Annotated in this window: 16 protein-coding genes; 3 read left to right on the top strand and 13 right to left on the bottom strand. The window is 69.9% G+C overall.

Going from position 1 to position 17691, the window contains the following annotated elements; genetic code table 11:
- Nucleotides 1-31 precede the first annotated feature (31 nt).
- Nucleotides 32-1195, top strand: a complete 1164-nt coding sequence (gene glgA / locus AC5Y4H_RS17975) for a glycogen synthase (protein WP_499983672.1) — start codon at nt 32-34, stop codon at nt 1193-1195.
- A 29-nt stretch (nt 1196-1224) separates the two neighbouring features.
- Here glgA and AC5Y4H_RS17970 read toward each other — a convergent pair whose 3' ends face one another.
- The 7 genes from AC5Y4H_RS17970 to log all read right to left on the bottom strand — a co-directional run bounded on the left by AC5Y4H_RS17970 (nt 1225) and on the right by log (nt 7047).
- On the bottom strand, nt 1225-1398 hold the full coding sequence (locus tag AC5Y4H_RS17970) for a DUF3117 domain-containing protein (RefSeq protein WP_499983670.1): 174 nt from the start codon (nt 1396-1398) through the stop codon (nt 1225-1227).
- A gap of 166 nt (nt 1399-1564) precedes the next feature.
- Complete coding sequence (locus tag AC5Y4H_RS17965; protein WP_499983668.1) at nt 1565-2146, bottom strand: DNA-3-methyladenine glycosylase I; 582 nt, start codon at nt 2144-2146, stop codon at nt 1565-1567.
- Complete coding sequence (locus tag AC5Y4H_RS17960) at nt 2143-2499, bottom strand: DivIVA domain-containing protein (RefSeq protein ID WP_499983666.1); 357 nt, start codon at nt 2497-2499, stop codon at nt 2143-2145. Before AC5Y4H_RS17960 ends, AC5Y4H_RS17965 begins: the two co-directional genes overlap by 4 nt.
- A 60-nt stretch (nt 2500-2559) precedes the next feature.
- Nucleotides 2560-3567, bottom strand: a complete 1008-nt coding sequence (locus AC5Y4H_RS17955; RefSeq protein ID WP_499983665.1) for a glucosyl-3-phosphoglycerate synthase — start codon at nt 3565-3567, stop codon at nt 2560-2562.
- Complete coding sequence (folP, locus tag AC5Y4H_RS17950) at nt 3564-4388, bottom strand: dihydropteroate synthase (protein WP_499983806.1); 825 nt, start codon at nt 4386-4388, stop codon at nt 3564-3566. The genes AC5Y4H_RS17955 and folP overlap by 4 nt, the downstream gene beginning before the upstream one ends.
- A 241-nt stretch (nt 4389-4629) precedes the next feature.
- Nucleotides 4630-6408 (bottom strand): long-chain-acyl-CoA synthetase FadD6, encoded by a 1779-nt coding sequence (gene fadD6 / locus AC5Y4H_RS17945; RefSeq protein ID WP_499983663.1) that lies wholly within the window; start codon nt 6406-6408, stop codon nt 4630-4632.
- Between the two features lie 75 nt (nt 6409-6483).
- Complete coding sequence (gene log / locus AC5Y4H_RS17940) at nt 6484-7047, bottom strand: cytokinin riboside 5'-monophosphate phosphoribohydrolase (protein WP_499983661.1); 564 nt, start codon at nt 7045-7047, stop codon at nt 6484-6486.
- Between the two features lie 88 nt (nt 7048-7135).
- On the opposite strand from log, the gene AC5Y4H_RS17935 reads away from it, so the two are divergent.
- Nucleotides 7136-9256, top strand: coding sequence for an AAA family ATPase (locus AC5Y4H_RS17935; RefSeq protein ID WP_499983659.1), 2121 nt, complete (start codon nt 7136-7138; stop codon nt 9254-9256).
- A gap of 2 nt (nt 9257-9258) precedes the next feature.
- Here AC5Y4H_RS17935 and dapE read toward each other — a convergent pair whose 3' ends face one another.
- From dapE to AC5Y4H_RS17920, 3 genes are all read right to left on the bottom strand, one after another.
- On the bottom strand, nt 9259-10323 hold the full coding sequence (gene dapE / locus AC5Y4H_RS17930) for a succinyl-diaminopimelate desuccinylase (protein WP_499983658.1): 1065 nt from the start codon (nt 10321-10323) through the stop codon (nt 9259-9261).
- A 158-nt stretch (nt 10324-10481) separates the two neighbouring features.
- Nucleotides 10482-11627 (bottom strand): PPE family protein, encoded by a 1146-nt coding sequence (locus tag AC5Y4H_RS17925; protein ID WP_499983656.1) that lies wholly within the window; start codon nt 11625-11627, stop codon nt 10482-10484.
- A 35-nt stretch (nt 11628-11662) separates the two neighbouring features.
- Nucleotides 11663-12475: a PPE family protein, SVP subgroup gene (locus AC5Y4H_RS17920; protein ID WP_499983654.1), complete on the bottom strand. Its 813-nt coding sequence runs from the start codon at nt 12473-12475 to the stop codon at nt 11663-11665.
- 284 nt (nt 12476-12759) lie between these two features.
- Between AC5Y4H_RS17920 and dapD the strand changes: the two genes are divergently transcribed.
- Nucleotides 12760-13710, top strand: coding sequence for a 2,3,4,5-tetrahydropyridine-2,6-dicarboxylate N-succinyltransferase (gene dapD / locus AC5Y4H_RS17915; RefSeq protein ID WP_499983804.1), 951 nt, complete (start codon nt 12760-12762; stop codon nt 13708-13710).
- A gap of 9 nt (nt 13711-13719) precedes the next feature.
- Here dapD and AC5Y4H_RS17910 read toward each other — a convergent pair whose 3' ends face one another.
- The 3 genes from AC5Y4H_RS17910 to AC5Y4H_RS17900 form a co-directional block, all read right to left on the bottom strand.
- Nucleotides 13720-15015, bottom strand: a complete 1296-nt coding sequence (locus AC5Y4H_RS17910; protein ID WP_499983803.1) for an MFS transporter — start codon at nt 15013-15015, stop codon at nt 13720-13722.
- A gap of 188 nt (nt 15016-15203) precedes the next feature.
- Nucleotides 15204-16619 carry an acyl-CoA synthetase gene (locus tag AC5Y4H_RS17905; protein WP_499983652.1) on the bottom strand — a complete coding sequence of 472 codons (1416 nt, stop codon included), beginning with the start codon at nt 16617-16619 and terminating at the stop codon, nt 15204-15206.
- Between the two features lie 29 nt (nt 16620-16648).
- Entirely contained in the window at nt 16649-17557 is a 909-nt protein-coding gene (locus AC5Y4H_RS17900; RefSeq protein ID WP_499983802.1) for an alpha/beta fold hydrolase, read from the bottom strand.
- Nucleotides 17558-17691: the final 134 nt, after the last annotated feature.

Raw genomic sequence — 17691 nt, 5'->3', positions numbered from 1 at the left:
GCGGGATCCGTCGCCGAACTACCGTTCGGGTATGCGGGTGGCCATGATGACGCGCGAATACCCACCAGAGGTCTACGGCGGAGCGGGAGTCCACGTCACCGAACTCGTCGCCCACCTGCGCCGGCTCTGCGCGGTCGACGTGCATTGCATGGGGGCACCACGTCCGGGCGTTTACGTGCACGAACCCGACCCGCGACTGCGGGGCGCCAACCAGGCGGTGTCGACCCTGTCGGCCGACCTGATGATGGCCGATGCGGCGTCGGGTGCGAGCGTGGTGCATTCACACACCTGGTATACCGGCATGGCCGGGCATCTGGCCTCCCTGCTCTACGGCGTGCCGCACGTCGTGACCGCGCACTCGCTCGAGCCGCTGCGCCCGTGGAAGGCCGAGCAACTCGGCGGGGGCTACCGGATCTCGAGCTGGGTCGAGCAGACCGCGGTGCTGGCCGCCGACGCCGTCATCGCGGTCAGTACCGCGATGCGCGAGGACGTCCTGCGCGTCTATCCCACACTGGATCCCAGCGCCGTGCACGTGATCCGCAACGGCGTCGACACCGATGTCTGGTACCCGGCCGGGCCGGTGCGAACCGGATCGATGCTGACTGAACTCGGCATCGATCCCGCACGGCCCATCGTGGTGTTCGTGGGCAGGATCACACGCCAAAAGGGACTGGCTCACCTGGTGGCGGCCGCCCACCGGTTCAGCCCGGAGGCACAGGTGGTGCTGTGCGCCGGCGCGCCCGATACCCCGGAGATCGCCGACGAGATTCGCGATGCCGTGGCCGCTCTGGCCGCCAGCCGCACGGGGGTGTTCTGGATCCGGGAAATGCTGCCCATCGGCGATCTGCGCGAAATCCTCTCGGCGGCATGGGTTTTCGTATGCCCATCGGTTTACGAGCCCTTGGGCATCGTGAATCTGGAGGCGATGGCCTGCTCGACGGCGGTGGTGGCCTCCGATGTCGGCGGGATCCCGGAGGTCGTCGCCGACGGGGTCACCGGGACGCTGGTGCATTACAGCCCCGACGACGCGCGGGCCTATCAGGCCGGGTTGACCGATGCCGTCAACGAGTTGATCGCCGACCGCGAGAAAGCGCAACGCTACGGCAAGGCAGGACGACAGCGCTGTGTCGAAGAGTTCTCCTGGGCCCACGTCGCCGAGCAGACGCTGGAGATCTATCGGAAGGTGTGCGCATAGCGCCGCCGATTTCCACTCGGCGGCAGGCCCTAGGTGGGGCTTGTGACGCCCTTGAGTTCGTCACCGAGGGCAGCGGCTTCGTCGGGCGTCAGCTCAACGACAAGTCGACCGCCTCCCTCAAGTGGTACTCGCATCACGATGCCGCGCCCCTCCTTTGTTGCTTCGAGAGGACCGTCTCCGGTCCGGGGCTTCATCGCCGCCATCGAGTGCTCCCTCCGGGTTCGAGCTGGCCCGCCCGTGCGGACCTGGTCGGCGCCGAGCACGCCCCGCCAGCGAACTTCAAGCCATGCCCGGCATCGAACTGCCTTATCACCCCCCCATTGTTCCCTATCCAGGTCGCCACTTGAACAAAGACCCGCATCTGTGTGCTCAACGGGCCGTTGCGGGCACCCAGCAATCGCGAATGTGGTCGTCGACCATCCCGGTCGCCTGCATAAGCGCATAGGCGGTGGTCGGGCCGACGAAACGGAACCCCCGCCGCTTGAGTTCACGGGCCATGGCCTTCGATTCGTCAGTGGCCGAGGGGATTTGGGATGGGTCGGCCGGTCGTGACCGCGGCGACGGCGCAAATGACCACAGCAGGTCCGCCAAGTCTGCCGGACTCCCCAGCTCAGCGGCGGCGCGCGCGTTGGCGATCGTCGACTCGATCTTGGCGCGGTTGCGGACGATGCCCTGGTCCGCCATCAGCCGCCGCACGTCTGCGTCGGTGTATTCAGCGACCTTGGTGATGTCGAAGTGCCCGAACGCGCGCCGGAAATTCTCCCGCTTGCGCAGGATGATCAGCCATGACAGGCCACTTTGAAAGGCCTCCAAACTCATCCGTTCGAACAACGCGACCCCGTCGCGCACCGGTTGGCCCCATTCGCGGTCGTGGTAATCGCGATAGAGCTCGAAATCGGGTCCGGGCCGCCCGCTCGCCCAACTGCAGCGAACCAATTCGTCTTTATTCACACTGAGTCCTGACGATCCTCGCCATCGTCTGGTTCCCCCGATTCGCCCTCGGTCTCCTGCCCGGCGGGCGACGCGTTCACCGCGGCCAGCTGGCCGCGCAGCGCCTCGAGCTCACGCGCGAGCCGATCCAGCACCCAGTCCACCTCACTGGCCTTGTAACCGCGCAGGACCTGGGTGAACTTGACGGCGTCGACGTCGGAGCCGGTCACCCCGAACGCGGGAAGCACGGTGGCCGTCGTCCCACGGGGCAGCGGTGGCAGCTGCTCGCCGCGACCGAACAACAGGCTGGCCGCACCGAACAGGACGATCGCCACCAGCACCAGAACCACCAGGTACAGCAACACCAACGCCACGTGATCGATACTGCCCTATGGCACCGACACGGCGGCGACCAGCGTGACCTCGCGCCGGGGCTAGTGGGGCCTGATGGCCTGCATCGGCGGCCGATCCGCCAGCGACACGGGCGACGTGTGCTGGGTGTAGCCGTTGCCCTCGGCGCCGTCGGCCATGAACTGCGTCAGCCCGACGCCCGAGTCCGGGATTCCACAGCGCGATAGCAGGGTCGCGATGACCTGCCGGCTCATCACGCCCAGCTCGGCCAGCGGCCGATTGCGGTGCGCGCGGACCCCCAAGTTCGCCTGGGCGATCGCACCCAACCCCAGCCGGTCGAAGGTGTCCACCAGCAGGCCGATCTCCACGCCGTAGCCGGGGGCGAACGGCACCGAGGTCAGCAGCTCGCGCGTGGCCGCGTATTCGCCGCCGAGCGGTTGCACGATGCAGCCCAACTCCGGGCGCAGGGCCGCAAGCAGCGGCCGGGCCACCAGCTCGGTCACCCGCCCACCGCCGGTGGCACTGGCATCGGCGGGCACGTCACCGACATCGGCGAGCTCGCTGCCCCGCAACGGCCGCCGATAGAAGCTTTTGACCAGATGAATGCCGTCGTCGGTGAGGAGCGGGGCCACCAGCCACGGCACGAACATCGGGTGCGGATCGATCAGGTCGGAGTCGACGAACACCACGATGTCCCCGCGGATGGCTGCCAGCGAGCGCCACAGCGCCTCGCCCTTGCCGGGCCGGATCGGCACCTCGGGCAGCGCTTGCTCGCGGCTGACGACGCGGGCGCCCGCGGCGACGGCGCGGATCTCGGTGTCATCGGTGGAACCGGAGTCCAGCACGATCAGCTCGTCGACCAGCCCATCGACCAGCGGTGAGATGCTCTCGATCACCGACTCGATGGTCTCTTCCTCGTCGAGGGCCGGCAGCACCACCGAGATGGTCCGGCCCGCCTTCGCGGCCTCCAGCTCGGCGATGGTCCAGCTCGGCCGGTTCCAGCTGCGGTTGGCCAACCAGACGTCGCCGGGCCGGGCGGCAAGCATGCCGTCGCCGGCGAGGTCGCCGGCGACCAGGCCGGATGTCGTCATGCCAACCCCCTCACCGTGCGCGCCGGCGGGCGTGTTCCCTGAATCGAGGCCACCATCTCCAGGACCCGACGGGTGGGCGCGACCTCGTGCACGCGGAACATCCGCGCGCCGGCGGCCGCGGCCAGCGCGGTCGCCGCCAACGTTCCCTCGAGCCGCTCGGTCAATTCCACACCCAGAGTCTCCCCGACGAAGTCCTTGTTACTCAAAGCCATCAGCACCGGCCACCCGGTGTTCACAAGATCGCTCACGTGGCGTAACAGCAGCAGCCCGTGGAAAGTGTTCTTGCCGAAGTCGTGGGTGGGATCGATCAGCACCCGGTCGCGGGCCACACCGCAGGCCACCGCCCGCTCGGCGGCCCCGGTGACCTGGGCGATGACATCGTCGACCACGCCGCGGGCGGTGGTTCCGTAATGCACCCGGAAGGGGCGCGTGCGCGGGAGCGCGTTGCCGGTGTGCGAACACACCAGGCCCGCTCCGAACTCGGCGGCCACCTCCGGCAGCGCCGGGTCGATGCCGCCCCAGGTGTCGTTGATCAGGTCCGCGCCGGCCGCGCAGGCAACCTTGGCCACCTCGGCGCGCCAGGTATCGGCGCTGATCAGCTGCTCCGGATATGCGCCGCGCAGCCATTCGATGAACGGCACCAGCCTGGCGATCTCGGTGTCGGCATCGACCTCTTCCCCGGGACCGGCCTTGACGCCGCCGACGTCGATGACATCGGCGCCGTCGGCGACGGCCCGGTGCACGGCCGCCCTGGCGGCCTCGTCGCTGAAGGTCGCGCCCTTGTCGTAGAACGAGTCCGGGGTGCGGTTGATGATCGCCATGATCAGCGCACGATCGCCCGCGACCGGGCGCCCGCACAGAGTCGAGCGGCCGGCTGACGCCGGCGGTGTCGAGCGGCCGGCTGACGCCGGCGGTGTCGATTGCACACATACATGGTGCCCGGTCCCCGCGCCGCGCGCGGGCCGGGGATCGAGTGTGCGGCCACGGCCGCAATCTGGCGGCGTGTCGCCGCCGTGTGCGCACACGCGACGCCGTCAGCGCACCCTCATCACCAGGGCGTCCTTAGGGGCGTTTGCCCTCGGCCACCTCGCCGGGGTACTCGTCGTAGTACGGCACGTAGCCCTTGTCGCGCCCGGCCAGCACAAACAGCGGGTCCTCCACGTCGGAACCGTAAGCCTGCTCGCGCAGTTCCACCTTGCGGCTCTTGAAGGTCGTGGTCTGCTCGATGGATTCCACCACCCGCACGAACAGGGGCAGGGCGTAGGCCGGGAGCTGGTCATAGACGGCACGGGCCAGCGACTGCCCGTCGAACTCGGCACCCCCGCGTAATTTCACCGCGGCCATGCCGGCACGGCCGCCGGTGCGCGGAACCTCGACCCCAAAGACCGTGCAGTCCTCGACGGAGTCGTCGGACGCCAGCGCCGCCTCGACCTGCGTGGTGGCGACGTTCTCGCCCTTCCACCGGAAGGTGTCGCCGAGCCGGTCGACGAACGCGGCGTGGCCCATGCCCTGCGGGCTCATCACGTCACCGGTGTTGAACCAGCAGTCGCCCTCGCGAAAAGCGTTGCGCACCAACTTCTTTTCGCTCGACTCTTTGTCGGTGTACCCGTCGAAGGGCTGCAGGCGGTTGACCGGACTGAGCAACAAACCGGGCTGGCCGGCGGGCACCCGACGGACCCGGCCGTTGTCGTCGCGCAGCGGGGCGCCGGTGTCGGGGTCGTACTCGACGTAGGCCAGCGGCATCGGGAACACGCCCGTGGAGCGGGGCACGTTGAAGACGTTGATGAACGCCGCGTTGCCCTCGCTCGAGGCATAGAACTCGCAGACGCGGGCGATGCCGAACCGCTTGGTGAACTCGTCCCAGATCTCCGGGCGCAGGCCGTTTCCGGCGATCACCCGCACCTTGTGGGCGCGGTCGGTCGGCTTGGCCGGCTGGTTGAGCAGGTACCGGCACACCTCGCCGATGTAGATGAACGCAGTGGCCTCGTTGGCGATCACCTCGTCCCAGAACTTCGACGCCGAGAACGACTTGCCCAGCGCCAGGGTCGCCCCCGAGTTGATCACCGACGACAGCGCCACCGTCAGCGCGTTGTTGTGGTACAGCGGCAGGCAGCAGTAGAGGGTGTCGGAACTCTTGAGCCGCAACCCGATACCGCCGAACGCCGCGAGTGCCTTGAGCCACCGCAGGTGCGTCATGACGCTGGCCTTGGGGAAGCCCGTGGTGCCCGAGGTGAAGATGTAGAACGCGGTGTCCCTGGCATGCACTGCCGACGCCGAGGCGGGGTTGGTGGCCGCCGCGCTCACCGCGAACCGCTCCAAGTCCTCGACGGTCAACGTCTCGGTGCTGCCCGAGCCGCCGCACTCGGCCACCGCGCTGACCAGATCGGTCTCGGCGATGAGAACCTTGGCGTCGAGCAGGCCGAGGCTGTGCGCGAGCACCTCGCCGCGCTGGTGGTAGTTGAGCATGCCGGCGACCGCGCCGCACTTGACCGCGGCCAGCATGGCCAACACGGTGTTCGGGGAGTTGCGCAGCATGATGCCGACGACGTCGCCCTGGCCGACGCCGCGCGCGGCCAGCACGGCGGCGTATCGGTTGGCCGCGGCGTTGGCGTCGCGGTAGGTCAGCTGCTGATCGCCCATGCGCAGGAAGATGCGGTCGCCGTAGCGGGCGGCCCGATCCTGAAACACCGTGCCGATCGACTTCTTGGAGCCCGGCTGGGCCAGCAGCCCGGTCATCGCGCCACGCGCGATCACCGGCAGGTCGGCCAGCACGGCCGGCGCCCGAAATGCGATGTCGGTCAGTTTGACCGCCGTGCGCGCTCCACCGTCACGATCGGACACGTGATCCCCTCGATTCGTTTCCAAAGTCAAAGCTCGGCGGACAGCCTAATAGGGGTGGCAAACCCGTCGACGGCCTCAGCCCGGTGCGCACGCTTCCAGCGCCGCACCCACCTTGTCGACCAGCACCAACCGGTCCATCGCCATCTGGGAGACGTAACCGCTGTCCAGCAATCCGCACAACCAGGTCCACAGCCCTTCGTAGTGACCGAAGGGGTCCAGCAACACGATGGGCTTGCCGTGCAGACCGAGGAAGGCCGTCGTCCACGCGTCAAGCAACTCGTCGAGGGTGCCGAGGCCACCCGGGAGCACGACGAATGCATCGGCGCGCTCTTCCATGAGCTGCTTGCGCTCGTGGACGGTGTCGCTGACGATCAGCTCGTCGGCGTCCGCGTCGGCGATCTCGCGGCGCATCAAGATCTTGGGTATGACGCCGACGGTCCGGCCGCCGCGGGCGCGCGCCGCGCTCGCCACCGCGCCCATCGCCGACACCCGGCCCCCGCCCCACACCAGCGTCCAGCCGCGCTCGGCGATCGCCTCACCGAGTTCCGCAGCGACTCCGAGCAATTCGGGATGCTGCGGACCGGAGGCGCAGTACACACACACCGACCACTCGCCTGATGAATCGCGCTGGCCGGGCATATCCGCCAAAGGTAGACCAACCGCATACGGCCCGTCATATCTGGGGCTTTCACCCTGCCGCCCGGCGCTCGCACCATAAAATTCGGCGGTGCCGATTCGATGGAACGTCCCCCAACATGCGGCGGCCTCAGAGCGGCTGGATGCGGCTCTGGCCGACGGGGCCCGCGGAGCAGTGGTGCTCGGACCCGATGGCGTCGGCAAATCCACCCTCGTCCGGGTGGCCGCCGAGCGTTTCGCCGATCAGCACCCGAATACGGTCACCCGCTGGGTCACCGGCACCCCGACCGAACGCACGGTCCCGTTCGGGGCGTTCAGCCATCTGGTGCAGATCGCCGACCTCGGCAAGCCGGCCGCGCTGTTGCGTGCCGCGCGGGCGTCGCTGGGCGGTGACGATCTGTTGCTCGTGGTCGACGACGCCCAACACCTGGACGTGCTGTCAGCCACGCTGGTCTACCAGCTGGCGCGCGACGGCGCCGGACGGCTCATCGTCACCGCCCGCGCCGAGCCCGCTCCCGATGCGATCGCGGCGCTGTGGAACGACGGCCTGCTCACCCGGATAGACCTCGAGCCGCCCGGCGGGGCGACGGCGCCCGAAGAGATAGACACGTTCCTCACCGAGCTCCCTGCGGCTGCGCGCTCGGTCCTGGAGTATCTGGCCGTCGCGGAGCCTTTGTCGCTCGCCGAGCTGACCGCGCTGGCGGGAGACGGCGCGGTGGATGATGCGGTGACGTGGGGTGCCGCGGAGACGCGGGCGCGGGGCGGGTCCTCCGACGACCCGGTCGTCTACACGGCCCATCCGTTGTTCTCCGAACGGGTGCGGGCCGCGCTCGACCCCGACGGGGCCCGGCAACGACGCACCGATCTCGTCAAGTTGCTGTCACAACGTCCGTCCGAGCACCTCAGTGACCACTTGCGGCTGGTGTCGCTGGCGCTGGACAGCGACACTCCCCCGCGGGTCGCCGACGTCGTCGCCGCCGCCCAGCAGGCGCTGCGGCTCGGTGACCTGGCGCTGGGCGAACGGCTGGCCCGATGGGCGCTGCGGCGGTCCGGCGGCCTGGCGGCGCGGCTCGCGCTGGCGCATGCCCTGGGGTGGCAGGGCCGTGGCCGCGAGGCCGATTCGATCTTGGCCGAGGTCGACTCCACCGCGTTGACCGAAGCCGCGCTGATGGACTGGGCCCTGCTGCGGGCGGCAAACCAGTTCTGGATGCTGAGCGAACCGGAGCGCGCCACCGCTTTCCTGCGGACCGTGCGCAACCGGGTCACCGATACCGGCCCACGGACCACCCTCGACGCGCTGAGCGCGACCTTCGCGATGAACGCCGGCAACGTCGGGCACGCCGTGAAGGTCGCCGCCGACGTCCTCGCGTCGCCGGCGGCCGATGACCAGGCGGTGGCCTGGGCGGCCAGTGCGGCCGCATTGTGCGCGGCGCGCGAAGGTCGATTCGATGACGTCGAGCCCCTGGCGCAGCGCGCCTTGGCCGCCGAACATCCCGGGCTGCTGCGCTTCACGATCGGGCTGGGTCAGACCACCGCGGTGTTGATGGCCGGCCGCCCCGACCAAGCCCGCCAGCTCGCTCAGCAGTTCACCGACTTCGCCGAACTGCAGCAGCCGGGCCGCGCGATCGGCGAGGTGCTGCTGGCCCATGCGCTACTCGCCGGTGGCGAATTCGCCGCTGCGGCAGCCTTATTGACCCCGGCGGCCGCCATCCTGGAGCGGACCGGTTACTCGTGGGGGCCACTATCGCTCACGCTGCTGGCCACCGCGCTGGCCCAGCAGGGCGACACCGCCGCGGCGGCAAAGGCGTTGAGCAGGGCCGAAGCCCGGCACGGCACCAAGTCGGCCCTGTTCGCGCCGGAACTCGGTGTGGCGCGGGCGTGGCGGCTCGCCCTGGTGCGCGATCCGCATGGCGCGGTGGCCGCCGCGCGCGACGCCGCCCGGATGGCCGAACGCGGCGGGCAGCGGGGCGTGGCGGTGCGGGTCTGGCACGAGGCCGTCCGGCTGGGGGACATCCGGGCCGCCGATCCGCTGGCTCGGCTCTGTGACGAGGTCGACTGTGTCGCAGGCCGAATCGCGCTGTCCCATGCCCGCGCACTGGCCGCCGGTGATGACGCGGGGTTGCGCGCGGTGTCGGAGGAGCTGACGTCGATCGGAATGCACGCGGCCGCCGCCGACGCCGCCGCGCAGGCGCAGCGGTGCGGGGCCGGTTAGGCTTAGCCGCTCAGGTAGCCGCGCAGCACGTCCACCGCGGCGGTGATGTCGGCGACCGCGACCCGCTCGTCGCGCTTGTGCGCCAGGTTGGGATCGCCGGGCCCGAAGTTGACCGCCGGTATGCCCAGTGCGGCGAAGCGCGCCACGTCGGTCCAGCCGTACTTGGCGCGGACGTTGCCACCGGCCGCTTCGACCAGGGCCTTGGCGGCGGGCTGGGACAGTCCGGGCAGCGCGCCCGCCGCCGCATCGGTCTGTTCGATGTGCACATCGAGCCCGGCAAGCACATCGTGGACGTGTTGCAGCGCATCGGGCAGCGACCGGTCGGGGGCGAAACGGAAGTTGATCGTCACCGTGGCCGCGTCGGGAATCACGTTGCCCGCCACGCCGCCGTCGATGCGCACGGCCGACAGGCCCTCACGGTAGAGGCAGCCGTCGATGTCGACACTGCGCGCCTCGTACGCGGCCAGCCGCTCCAGCACCGCGCCGAGTTTATGAATCGCGTTTTCTCCCAACCAAGATCGCGCCGAATGAGCGCGGGTCCCGCTGGCGCTGACCACCACGCGCAGCGTGCCCTGGCAACCGGCCTCGATGTAGCCGCCGGTGGGCTCGCCCAAGATGGCCACGTCGGCGGACAGCCAGTCCGGCAACTCGCGTTCGATGCGGCCCAATCCGTTTGCGGCGGCTTCGATTTCCTCGCAGTCGTACATCACCAGCGTGAGATCGTGCACCGGGTCGGCCACCGTGGCGGCGAGATGCAGAAAAACCGCGTCCCCGGACTTCATGTCCGCCGTGCCGCAGCCGTACAGGTCGCCGCCCTCGCGACGGCTGGGCAGGTTTCCGGCCACCGGCACGGTGTCCAGGTGCCCCGCTAATAGCACGCGCGACGGCCGCTGGCGGTGCGTGCGCGCCAGCACGGCGTCGCCGTTGCGAATGATCTCGAACCCGGAGGTCTGGGCCCGCAGCGCGGCCTCGACCTCGTCGGCCAGCCGCGCTTCGTCCCGCGATTCGCTGGGAATGTCCACCAGTGCCGCGGTCAGCGCGATCGGATCCCCGCGTAAGTCCAGCACGGTCTCAGGGTAGTGGCGATCGCAAGCGCGGCGGAGCCGGGCGCAGGGTCGCCACCCTCGATCCCGTGGCGATCGCAAGCGCGGCGGAGCCGGGCGCAGCGGGTCGCCACCCTCGATCCCGTGGCGATCGCACGCGCGGCGGAGCCGGGCGCTGGCGGCTAGACGAGCAACTGCGTGGGCATCACCTTGGGCTTCACGCCGTAACGAGGCCCCATGCCGTAACCGCCCCGCCCCGCCGAGGCGACCGCAGGCATGCCGGACGCCCATGTGGTGTGCGCGTCTTCGGTGGGCGCGGTCCACCCCGTGCCCGCGACCGTCGCGGCGGGGACCCGAGGCGTGGCCGCCGACCACGCGACGGGCGTCGACAATCCGCCGACCGGGGACGCCGAGCCCATGCTCGCCATTACCGGTGCGGCACCGACGCCCGCGGTGCTGACCGGTGCCGGGGCACTCACCAGGGCTCCGGAGCCGACCGCGCCTCCCAGATCACCGGCGACGCCGGCGGAAGCCGCCGCGTCGAGGGTGTGGTTGTACAGGATGTTGGACACGATGGTGTTGAACACGTTCCACGACACGATGTCGAATCCGGCGTTGCCGACATTGGACACCACGGGGTCGCCGAGCACGCTGTCCAGGGCGTTCAGGCCCGGCGGGGCCGCCGGTGCGGCGGGCGCGGCGAACGACTGCACGGCGTTGGGCACGTTGGCGACGACCGAGCGGAGCCCACTCGTCTGCGCGGCCGTCGCCGCCGTCTGCGCGCCCAGCCCGCCCGGGCTGTTGGTGGGTGCCGGAGATGTCAACGGGCTCAACCTCGCCGCTGCCGCCGAAGCCGCGGCGTAGCTGTACATGGCGGCGGCGTCTTGGGACCACATCTCGCCGTACTGCGCCTCGGTGGCCGCGATGGCGGGCGTGTTCTGGCCCAGGACGTTGGTCGCGACGAGGGCCGCCAACTGGGCCCGGTTGGCCGCTACCAGCGGCGGCGGCACCGTCATCGCAAAGGCCGCCTCGTAAGCCGCCGCCGATGCCATGGCTTGGGTGGCCGCCTGTTGCAGCTGCGCAGCGGTGGTATTCATCCACGTCACATACGGCGCGGCGGCGGTGGCCATCGTGACCGACGACGGCCCCATCCACTCCTCGCCGGTCAGATTCGAGATCGCCGCCTGGCTGGCCGTGGCCGTCGTACTCAATTCGTCGGCCAAGCTGCTGAAGGCCGCGGCCGCGGCCATCATCGGACCGACTCCCGCGCCGGTGTACATGCGCAAGGAATTCAACTCTGGGGGCAGTGCTCCGAAGTCGAAAGTCATTGTCTTGCTCCTGTTCTTGCTGAGGTTCGGAGGTGTTAAACGGCGGGCTTGGGCATCACGGTGGGCTTGACGCCGTAGCGGGGCGCACCGAGGCCGTAGCCGCCGCGTCCGGCGGTGGCCATCGACGGCACGCCACCCGGGATGGCGTTCACGGTCGTCGCCGGGGGCGCGGTGGTGAATCCCGCGCCGGTCAGCGTCACCGGGGTCGAGGTCGCCTCGGGGACGCCACTTCCCGCCCAACTAGGCGGTACCGACAACGCGCCGATCGAGGGTCCCCGGCCCATGCTCGCCAGCAACGGCGCCCCACCCACGGCTGCGGGCGCTGGCGCGGGCGCGCTCGCGGGCGCTGCTGTCGAGGTGAGCCCCCCGGTGAAGTCGGGGATCCCGGCCGCGCCGGGAACGGGAGCGAACTGCCCCTCGCCCAAGGTGATGAAGTCCGAGGCCGCGGAGCCGACGTTCTGACCCCACTCGATGGTGGTGCCGAGGGCAGCGTCCCCGGGCGGTGGGTCGGCGGCAGCGGCGGCCGGCGCGGCGGCGGGCAACGCCGCGGCGCTGGTGGTGACCTTGTTCGCGGCTTCCGTGGTTCCGTACGAACCGGCGTTACTGTCCAGGTTGTTCACCAGGTCTTGGTGAATCGCCTTCGCCTGGGCGCTGACCTGCTGGTACCACGCGCCGTAGGCGGAGAATTGCGCCGCCTGCAGTGCGGACACTTCGTCGGCGGCCGCGGGGGCGATGCTCGTGGTGGGAGCCGCGGCGGCGGCGTCCTGGGCGGCCATCGAAGCGCCGAGGCCTTCGAGCGTGCTCGCCGCGGCCAGCAGCGCCTCGGGCCGTATGGTGACAAAGGACATGTTCTTTCTCCTCCGCAATCAAGCGGCCACAGCGGGCCGGCGACAAAGGGGCCTTTGGCCAGGCCGGTAACGACCCCGGAGGCTGCGTACCCGAAACGGCGAAATTCACGCCTTGACCTGCTAGGACTGCCGAAGCCGAACGCTCAGGACCACGGACGGCGCGCCCCAACGTCACGAATCGCCTTGTGCGCGTCGGTCGTTGAGCGCACGCACGGGTGACTGCGCGGCCCTGATGCAGCGCTCCCGCAGGGCGGGCGGGACCTGGTGCCACCACACGAAGTAACCTGTCCGCCGTGACTGGAGCTGCAGGTATCGGGCTGGCAACGCTGGCCGCCGACGGATCGATCCTCGACACGTGGTTCCCCGCACCGGAACTGACCAAATCGGGCACCGGCGCGACGTCGCGGCTGGCGCTGTCCGATGTTCCCCAGGAGCTGACGGCGCTGATCGGTCGGGACGACGACCGCGGCACCGAGACCGTCGCCGTGCGCACGGTCATCGGCTCTCTGGATGACGTGGCCGCCGACGCCTACGACGCCTACCTGCGATTGCATCTGCTCTCGCACCGATTGGTGGCGCCGCATGGGCTGAACGCCGGCGGCTTATTCGGGGTATTAACCAACGTGGTCTGGACTAATCGCGGACCGTGCGCCGTCGAGGGCTTTGAGGCCGTCCGGGCCCGGCTGCGGCGCCACGGATCGGTCACGGTCTACGGCGTCGACAAGTTCCCGCGCATGGTCGATTACGTTCTGCCGACCGGGGTGCGCATCGCCGATGCCGACCGGGTGCGGCTGGGCGCCCACCTGGCGCCGGGCACGACGGTGATGCACGAGGGCTTCGTCAACTACAACGCCGGCACCCTGGGCGCGTCCATGGTGGAGGGACGCATCTCCGCGGGCGTGGTGGTGGACGACGGCTCCGACATCGGTGGCGGGGCCTCCATCATGGGCACGCTGTCCGGCGGCGGCACCGAGGTGATCTCGATCGGCAAGCGCTGCCTGCTCGGCGCCAACGCCGGCCTGGGTATCTCATTGGGCGACGACTGCGTCGTCGAAGCCGGCCTGTACGTCACCGCCGGCACCAAAGTCATTACGCCCGAAGGCAAAACGATGAAGGCGCTGGAGCTGTCCGGCGGCAACAACTTGTTGTTCCGCCGCAATTCGGTGACCGGGGCGGTGGAAGTCGTGGCCCGCGGTCAGGGCATTGCCCTCAACGAGGACTTGCACGCCAACTGACGCGTGCTCCTATAAGTCGGCGGGGACCCTGTCGGCGGCCGGGGCCGCGCCCAGCGCGGTTCCTTTGGTTTCGGGCAGCAGAGAGACGCACACGAGGCTGGTCGTTACCAGGGTCGCCATCATCACCCCGATGGCCCAGCTGCCGTATGTCGCCAACAGGGTGCCCGCCAACAGCGGCGGCACGGCGGCGCCGAGGACGCCGGCCAGGTTCATCGCCACCGCTGCGCCGCTGTAGCGGTAGCGCGTGGCGAACAACTCGGGAACGAAGGCCCCCGTGGGGCCGTTGGCTATCGCCGCGCAGGCGAACATGCCGAGGACGGCCACCGCGTACATCGCGGGGCTGCCGGTATCCATCAGCGGAATGACCACGAAGGACCACGGCAGACACGCCGCCAGCCCGCTCAGCATCACGCGGCGACGCCCGACGCGATCGGACAGCCATGCCCCGAACGAGACGAACACGATGCTGGTCAGCCCGGCCAGCGCGCCTACGCCCCAGATGAAGCTGCGTGAATAACCCAGATGGGAGTGGGCGTACATGACGAGGAAGGTGTTGCCCAGATAGACGAAGCCCATGCCGCCCAGGAAGCAGCCCGCGACCAGCACGATCTCGCGTCGCTGCAGCCGCACCAGCTCTGCCAGTGGCGCTTTGGGCACCAGATTGCGGGCCTTCTCCTGGACGAACAGCGGGGTCTCGTCGATGTTGAGCCGCACGTAGAGGGCGATGCCGATCAGCCCGCTGCTGATCAGGAACGGCACCCGCCAGCCCCATTCCATGAATGCCGGGCTGCTCTCCCCCATGGTGAGGCTGACGGCGAGGAACGTCAGGCTGGCCAATATCCCCGCCGTGCCGCCGCCCAGCGAAGTGAACATGCCGTACCAGCCGCGTTTGCCAGGGGGCGCGTATTCGGCGCTCAACAGGACCGAGCCGGCCCATTCGCCGCCGACGGCGAAGCCTTGCAGCAGGCGCAGCACGATGAGGATCAAGGGCGCCGCGGCCCCGATCGACGCCGTGGTGGGGACCAGGCCCACGCTGACCGTCGATGCGCCCATGATCAGCAGGGTGGCGACCAGTGTCTTCTTGCGACCCAGCCGGTCCCCGAAGTACCCGAAGACCGCGGCGCCCAACGGGCGGGACAGGAACGCCGTCGCGAACGTCGCCATCGAGGCGATGGTGGCCACCGTCGGGCCGAGGTGTGGGAAGAACACCGCGGGAAACACCAGGGCGGCCGCGGTTCCGTAGATCAGGAAGTCGTAGAACTCGATGGCCGAGCCCACGAGACAGGCCGTCGCGATCCGCCGCATGGGGGTACGCGCGGCAGGGCCCGCGGGCCGAGTCGCCTCACCCACGGCGGCCTCGCGCCGTCCGGTTACGTCGATGCACGGTTACGACGGTAGGTGAAGCTTCGCGGGCACGCCCGGCCCTGAGCCTGGCAAATTGCTGCGTGTCTCGGCACCCGGCTTACCCGGGCTGCGCCCGGTTGAGCGGCCGCTCAGCCTTCGGTCAGCAGCTGCTTCTTGAGGACTTTGCCCATGGCGTTGCGCGGCAGCGCGTCCACGATGCGCACCTCACGCGGCCGCTTGTGCACCGAAAGCTCTTGAGCGACATAGTCGATCAGTTCGTCACCGGCGGCCGATCCGACGACGTAGGCGACGATGCGCTGACCCAGGTCGTCATCCGGCATCCCGATGACGGCCGCCTCCTGGACTCCGGGATGACCGAGCAGCACCGTTTCGATCTCGCCCGCGCCGATGCGGTAACCGCCGGATTTGATCAGGTCGACCGACTCCCGTCCGACGATGCGGTGCATCCCGTCGGCGTCGATCACCGCGACGTCACCGGTGCGGTACCAGCCGTCGGCGTCGAACGCCTCGGCGGTGGCGTCCGGCCGGTTCAGGTAGCCGTCGAACATCATCGGCCCGCGCACGTGCAGCTTCCCGACCGTCTCGCCGTCGTGCGGCACCACCCCGCCGTCGTCGTCCACCACCTGAGTTTGGACACCGGTGAGCGGCAGGCCCACCCAGCCCGGGCGTCGCTCACCGTCGGCCCGCGTGGAGATGGTGATCAGCGATTCCGACGCGCCGTAGCGTTCGATGGGTTGGTGTCCGGTGAGCCCAGCCAGCCGGTCGAACACCGGAACCGGCAGCGGCGCGCTTCCGGAGACCAGTAACCGCGCCGGGCGCAGCGCCCGGGCGGCCGGCTCGTCGGCCCCGACCCGCGACCACACCGTGGGCACCCCGAAGAACAGCGTGCCCCCGTGCTCGGTCGCGGCCTGCGCGTAGCCCGCCGGTGTCGCCTTGCCGGTGTGGATGAAACGATTTCCGATCCGCAGCGAGCCGAGCAGGCCCAGCACCAGGCCGTGCACGTGAAAGAGCGGCAGCCCGTGCACCAAGACGTCGTCGGCCGTCCATTGCCAGGCTTCCGCCAGGGCATCGAGGTCGGCCGCGATCGCCCGTCGGCTCAGTACCACTCCTTTGGGCAGCCCGGTCGTGCCCGAGGTGTAGATGATCATGGCGGTGGCATCCGGCGACGGCTCGGCATAGCAGTGCCAGGAGCGGGCGTGCAGCCGCACCGGGATGTGCGGCAGGCCTTCCGCCTCGTCGGGCGCCGGCCCGAGCCAAGCCTGCACACCGGAATCGGTGAGCATGTGCCGGCGTTCGGCCGCGCCGACGTCGGCGGGCACCGGGACAAAGGGCACCCCGGCGATCAGGCAGCCGGCGACCGCCAGCACGGTCGCGGCCGTCGGGGCGGCGAGGATGGCAACCCGGCCCGCGCCGCCCGCCCGCTCGGCCACCGAGGTGGCGGCAGCGACGAGGTCGCTGCGGCTGAACACGGTGCCGTCGATGCGCACCGCGTCGGCGATATCGGTGGCGGTGAGCGCCGCGGGATTCAGGGACGCCAGCAGCACCTGAGCAGGCTACCCTGCCCGGAGAAAGGTCAGCCTCGCTCGTCCCAGATCTTGGTCAGGGTGGACAGGATCTCCTCGCCGCGGCCCAGCCCGCCGAGGTGGCTTTCACCCGGCAGCACGATCAGCTCGCAGTCGGGCAGCAAGGCCACGACGTGCTGGCCGTGGGCGAACGGCACGATGTGGTCGCTGTCGCCGTGCCACCACCGCACCGGCACCTTGACCTCGTCGAGCCGGAATCCCCAGTCCCGGGTGAACAGGATGATGTCGTTGAACGGGGCCGCCAGCTGCTTGCGGCTGCCGTTGAGCAGGTCGTCGAGGAACATGGCCCCGAACTCGGGCCGGGTCAGCAGGCGCCGGTCGCCTTCGGGCGATATCGCCGCATATAGATAGAGCGCGGGATTCGCGACGGGGCGGACCGCCCGGACCACCAGGCTCGCGCCGATCCGTAGCGGGTCACCCGCCAGCTGCAGCAGGGGCGCCACCCGCTTGCCCAGATTCATCAGGCCGCTGGTGATTCCCTCGTCGCCGACGAAAGGCGCGACGCCACCGAGCACACCGACGGCTACGACCCGGTCGGGCAGCACCGCGGCGGACGCCAGCGCGTAGGGGCCCCCGCCGGACAGACCGATGACTGCCATCTGGTCGATACCCAGGATGTCCGCGATGGTCCGCAGGTCGTCGCCGAATGCCCGGATGTTCTCGTACCGGTGCGGCGTCGACGAGCCGATCCCGGGCCGGTCCAGGCCTATCAGCCGGATCTTGTGCTGTTCGGCGTAGAGGCGGGCCTCGGTGGGAATCTGGCGGCGGGCGCCCGGGGTGCCGTGCAGCCAGAAGAATGCCCTGCCCTGCGGGTCACCGAACTCCGCGAAGCCGATCTGGCGGTCCTCGCCGACGGCGACGTTTCCCTCGAGCTTGGGGCGGGCGATCTCCATGACCATGTCGAGCAGCTTGGCATGTGATGTGCGGTTCACCAAAGCGGGCCCGGTTGCTTTCCGCCGGGGCCGCCGGCGGCGCAGAGACAAATCTGCGTCGAGAATCCAACATCAGACTTAGGGCACACCGGGCTCGCCGA

This window comes from Mycobacterium sp. NGS58 (assembly GCF_059812385.1).
Note: the sequence above shows the minus strand (reverse complement) of the source record. Positions and strands in the feature narration are given on the sequence as shown.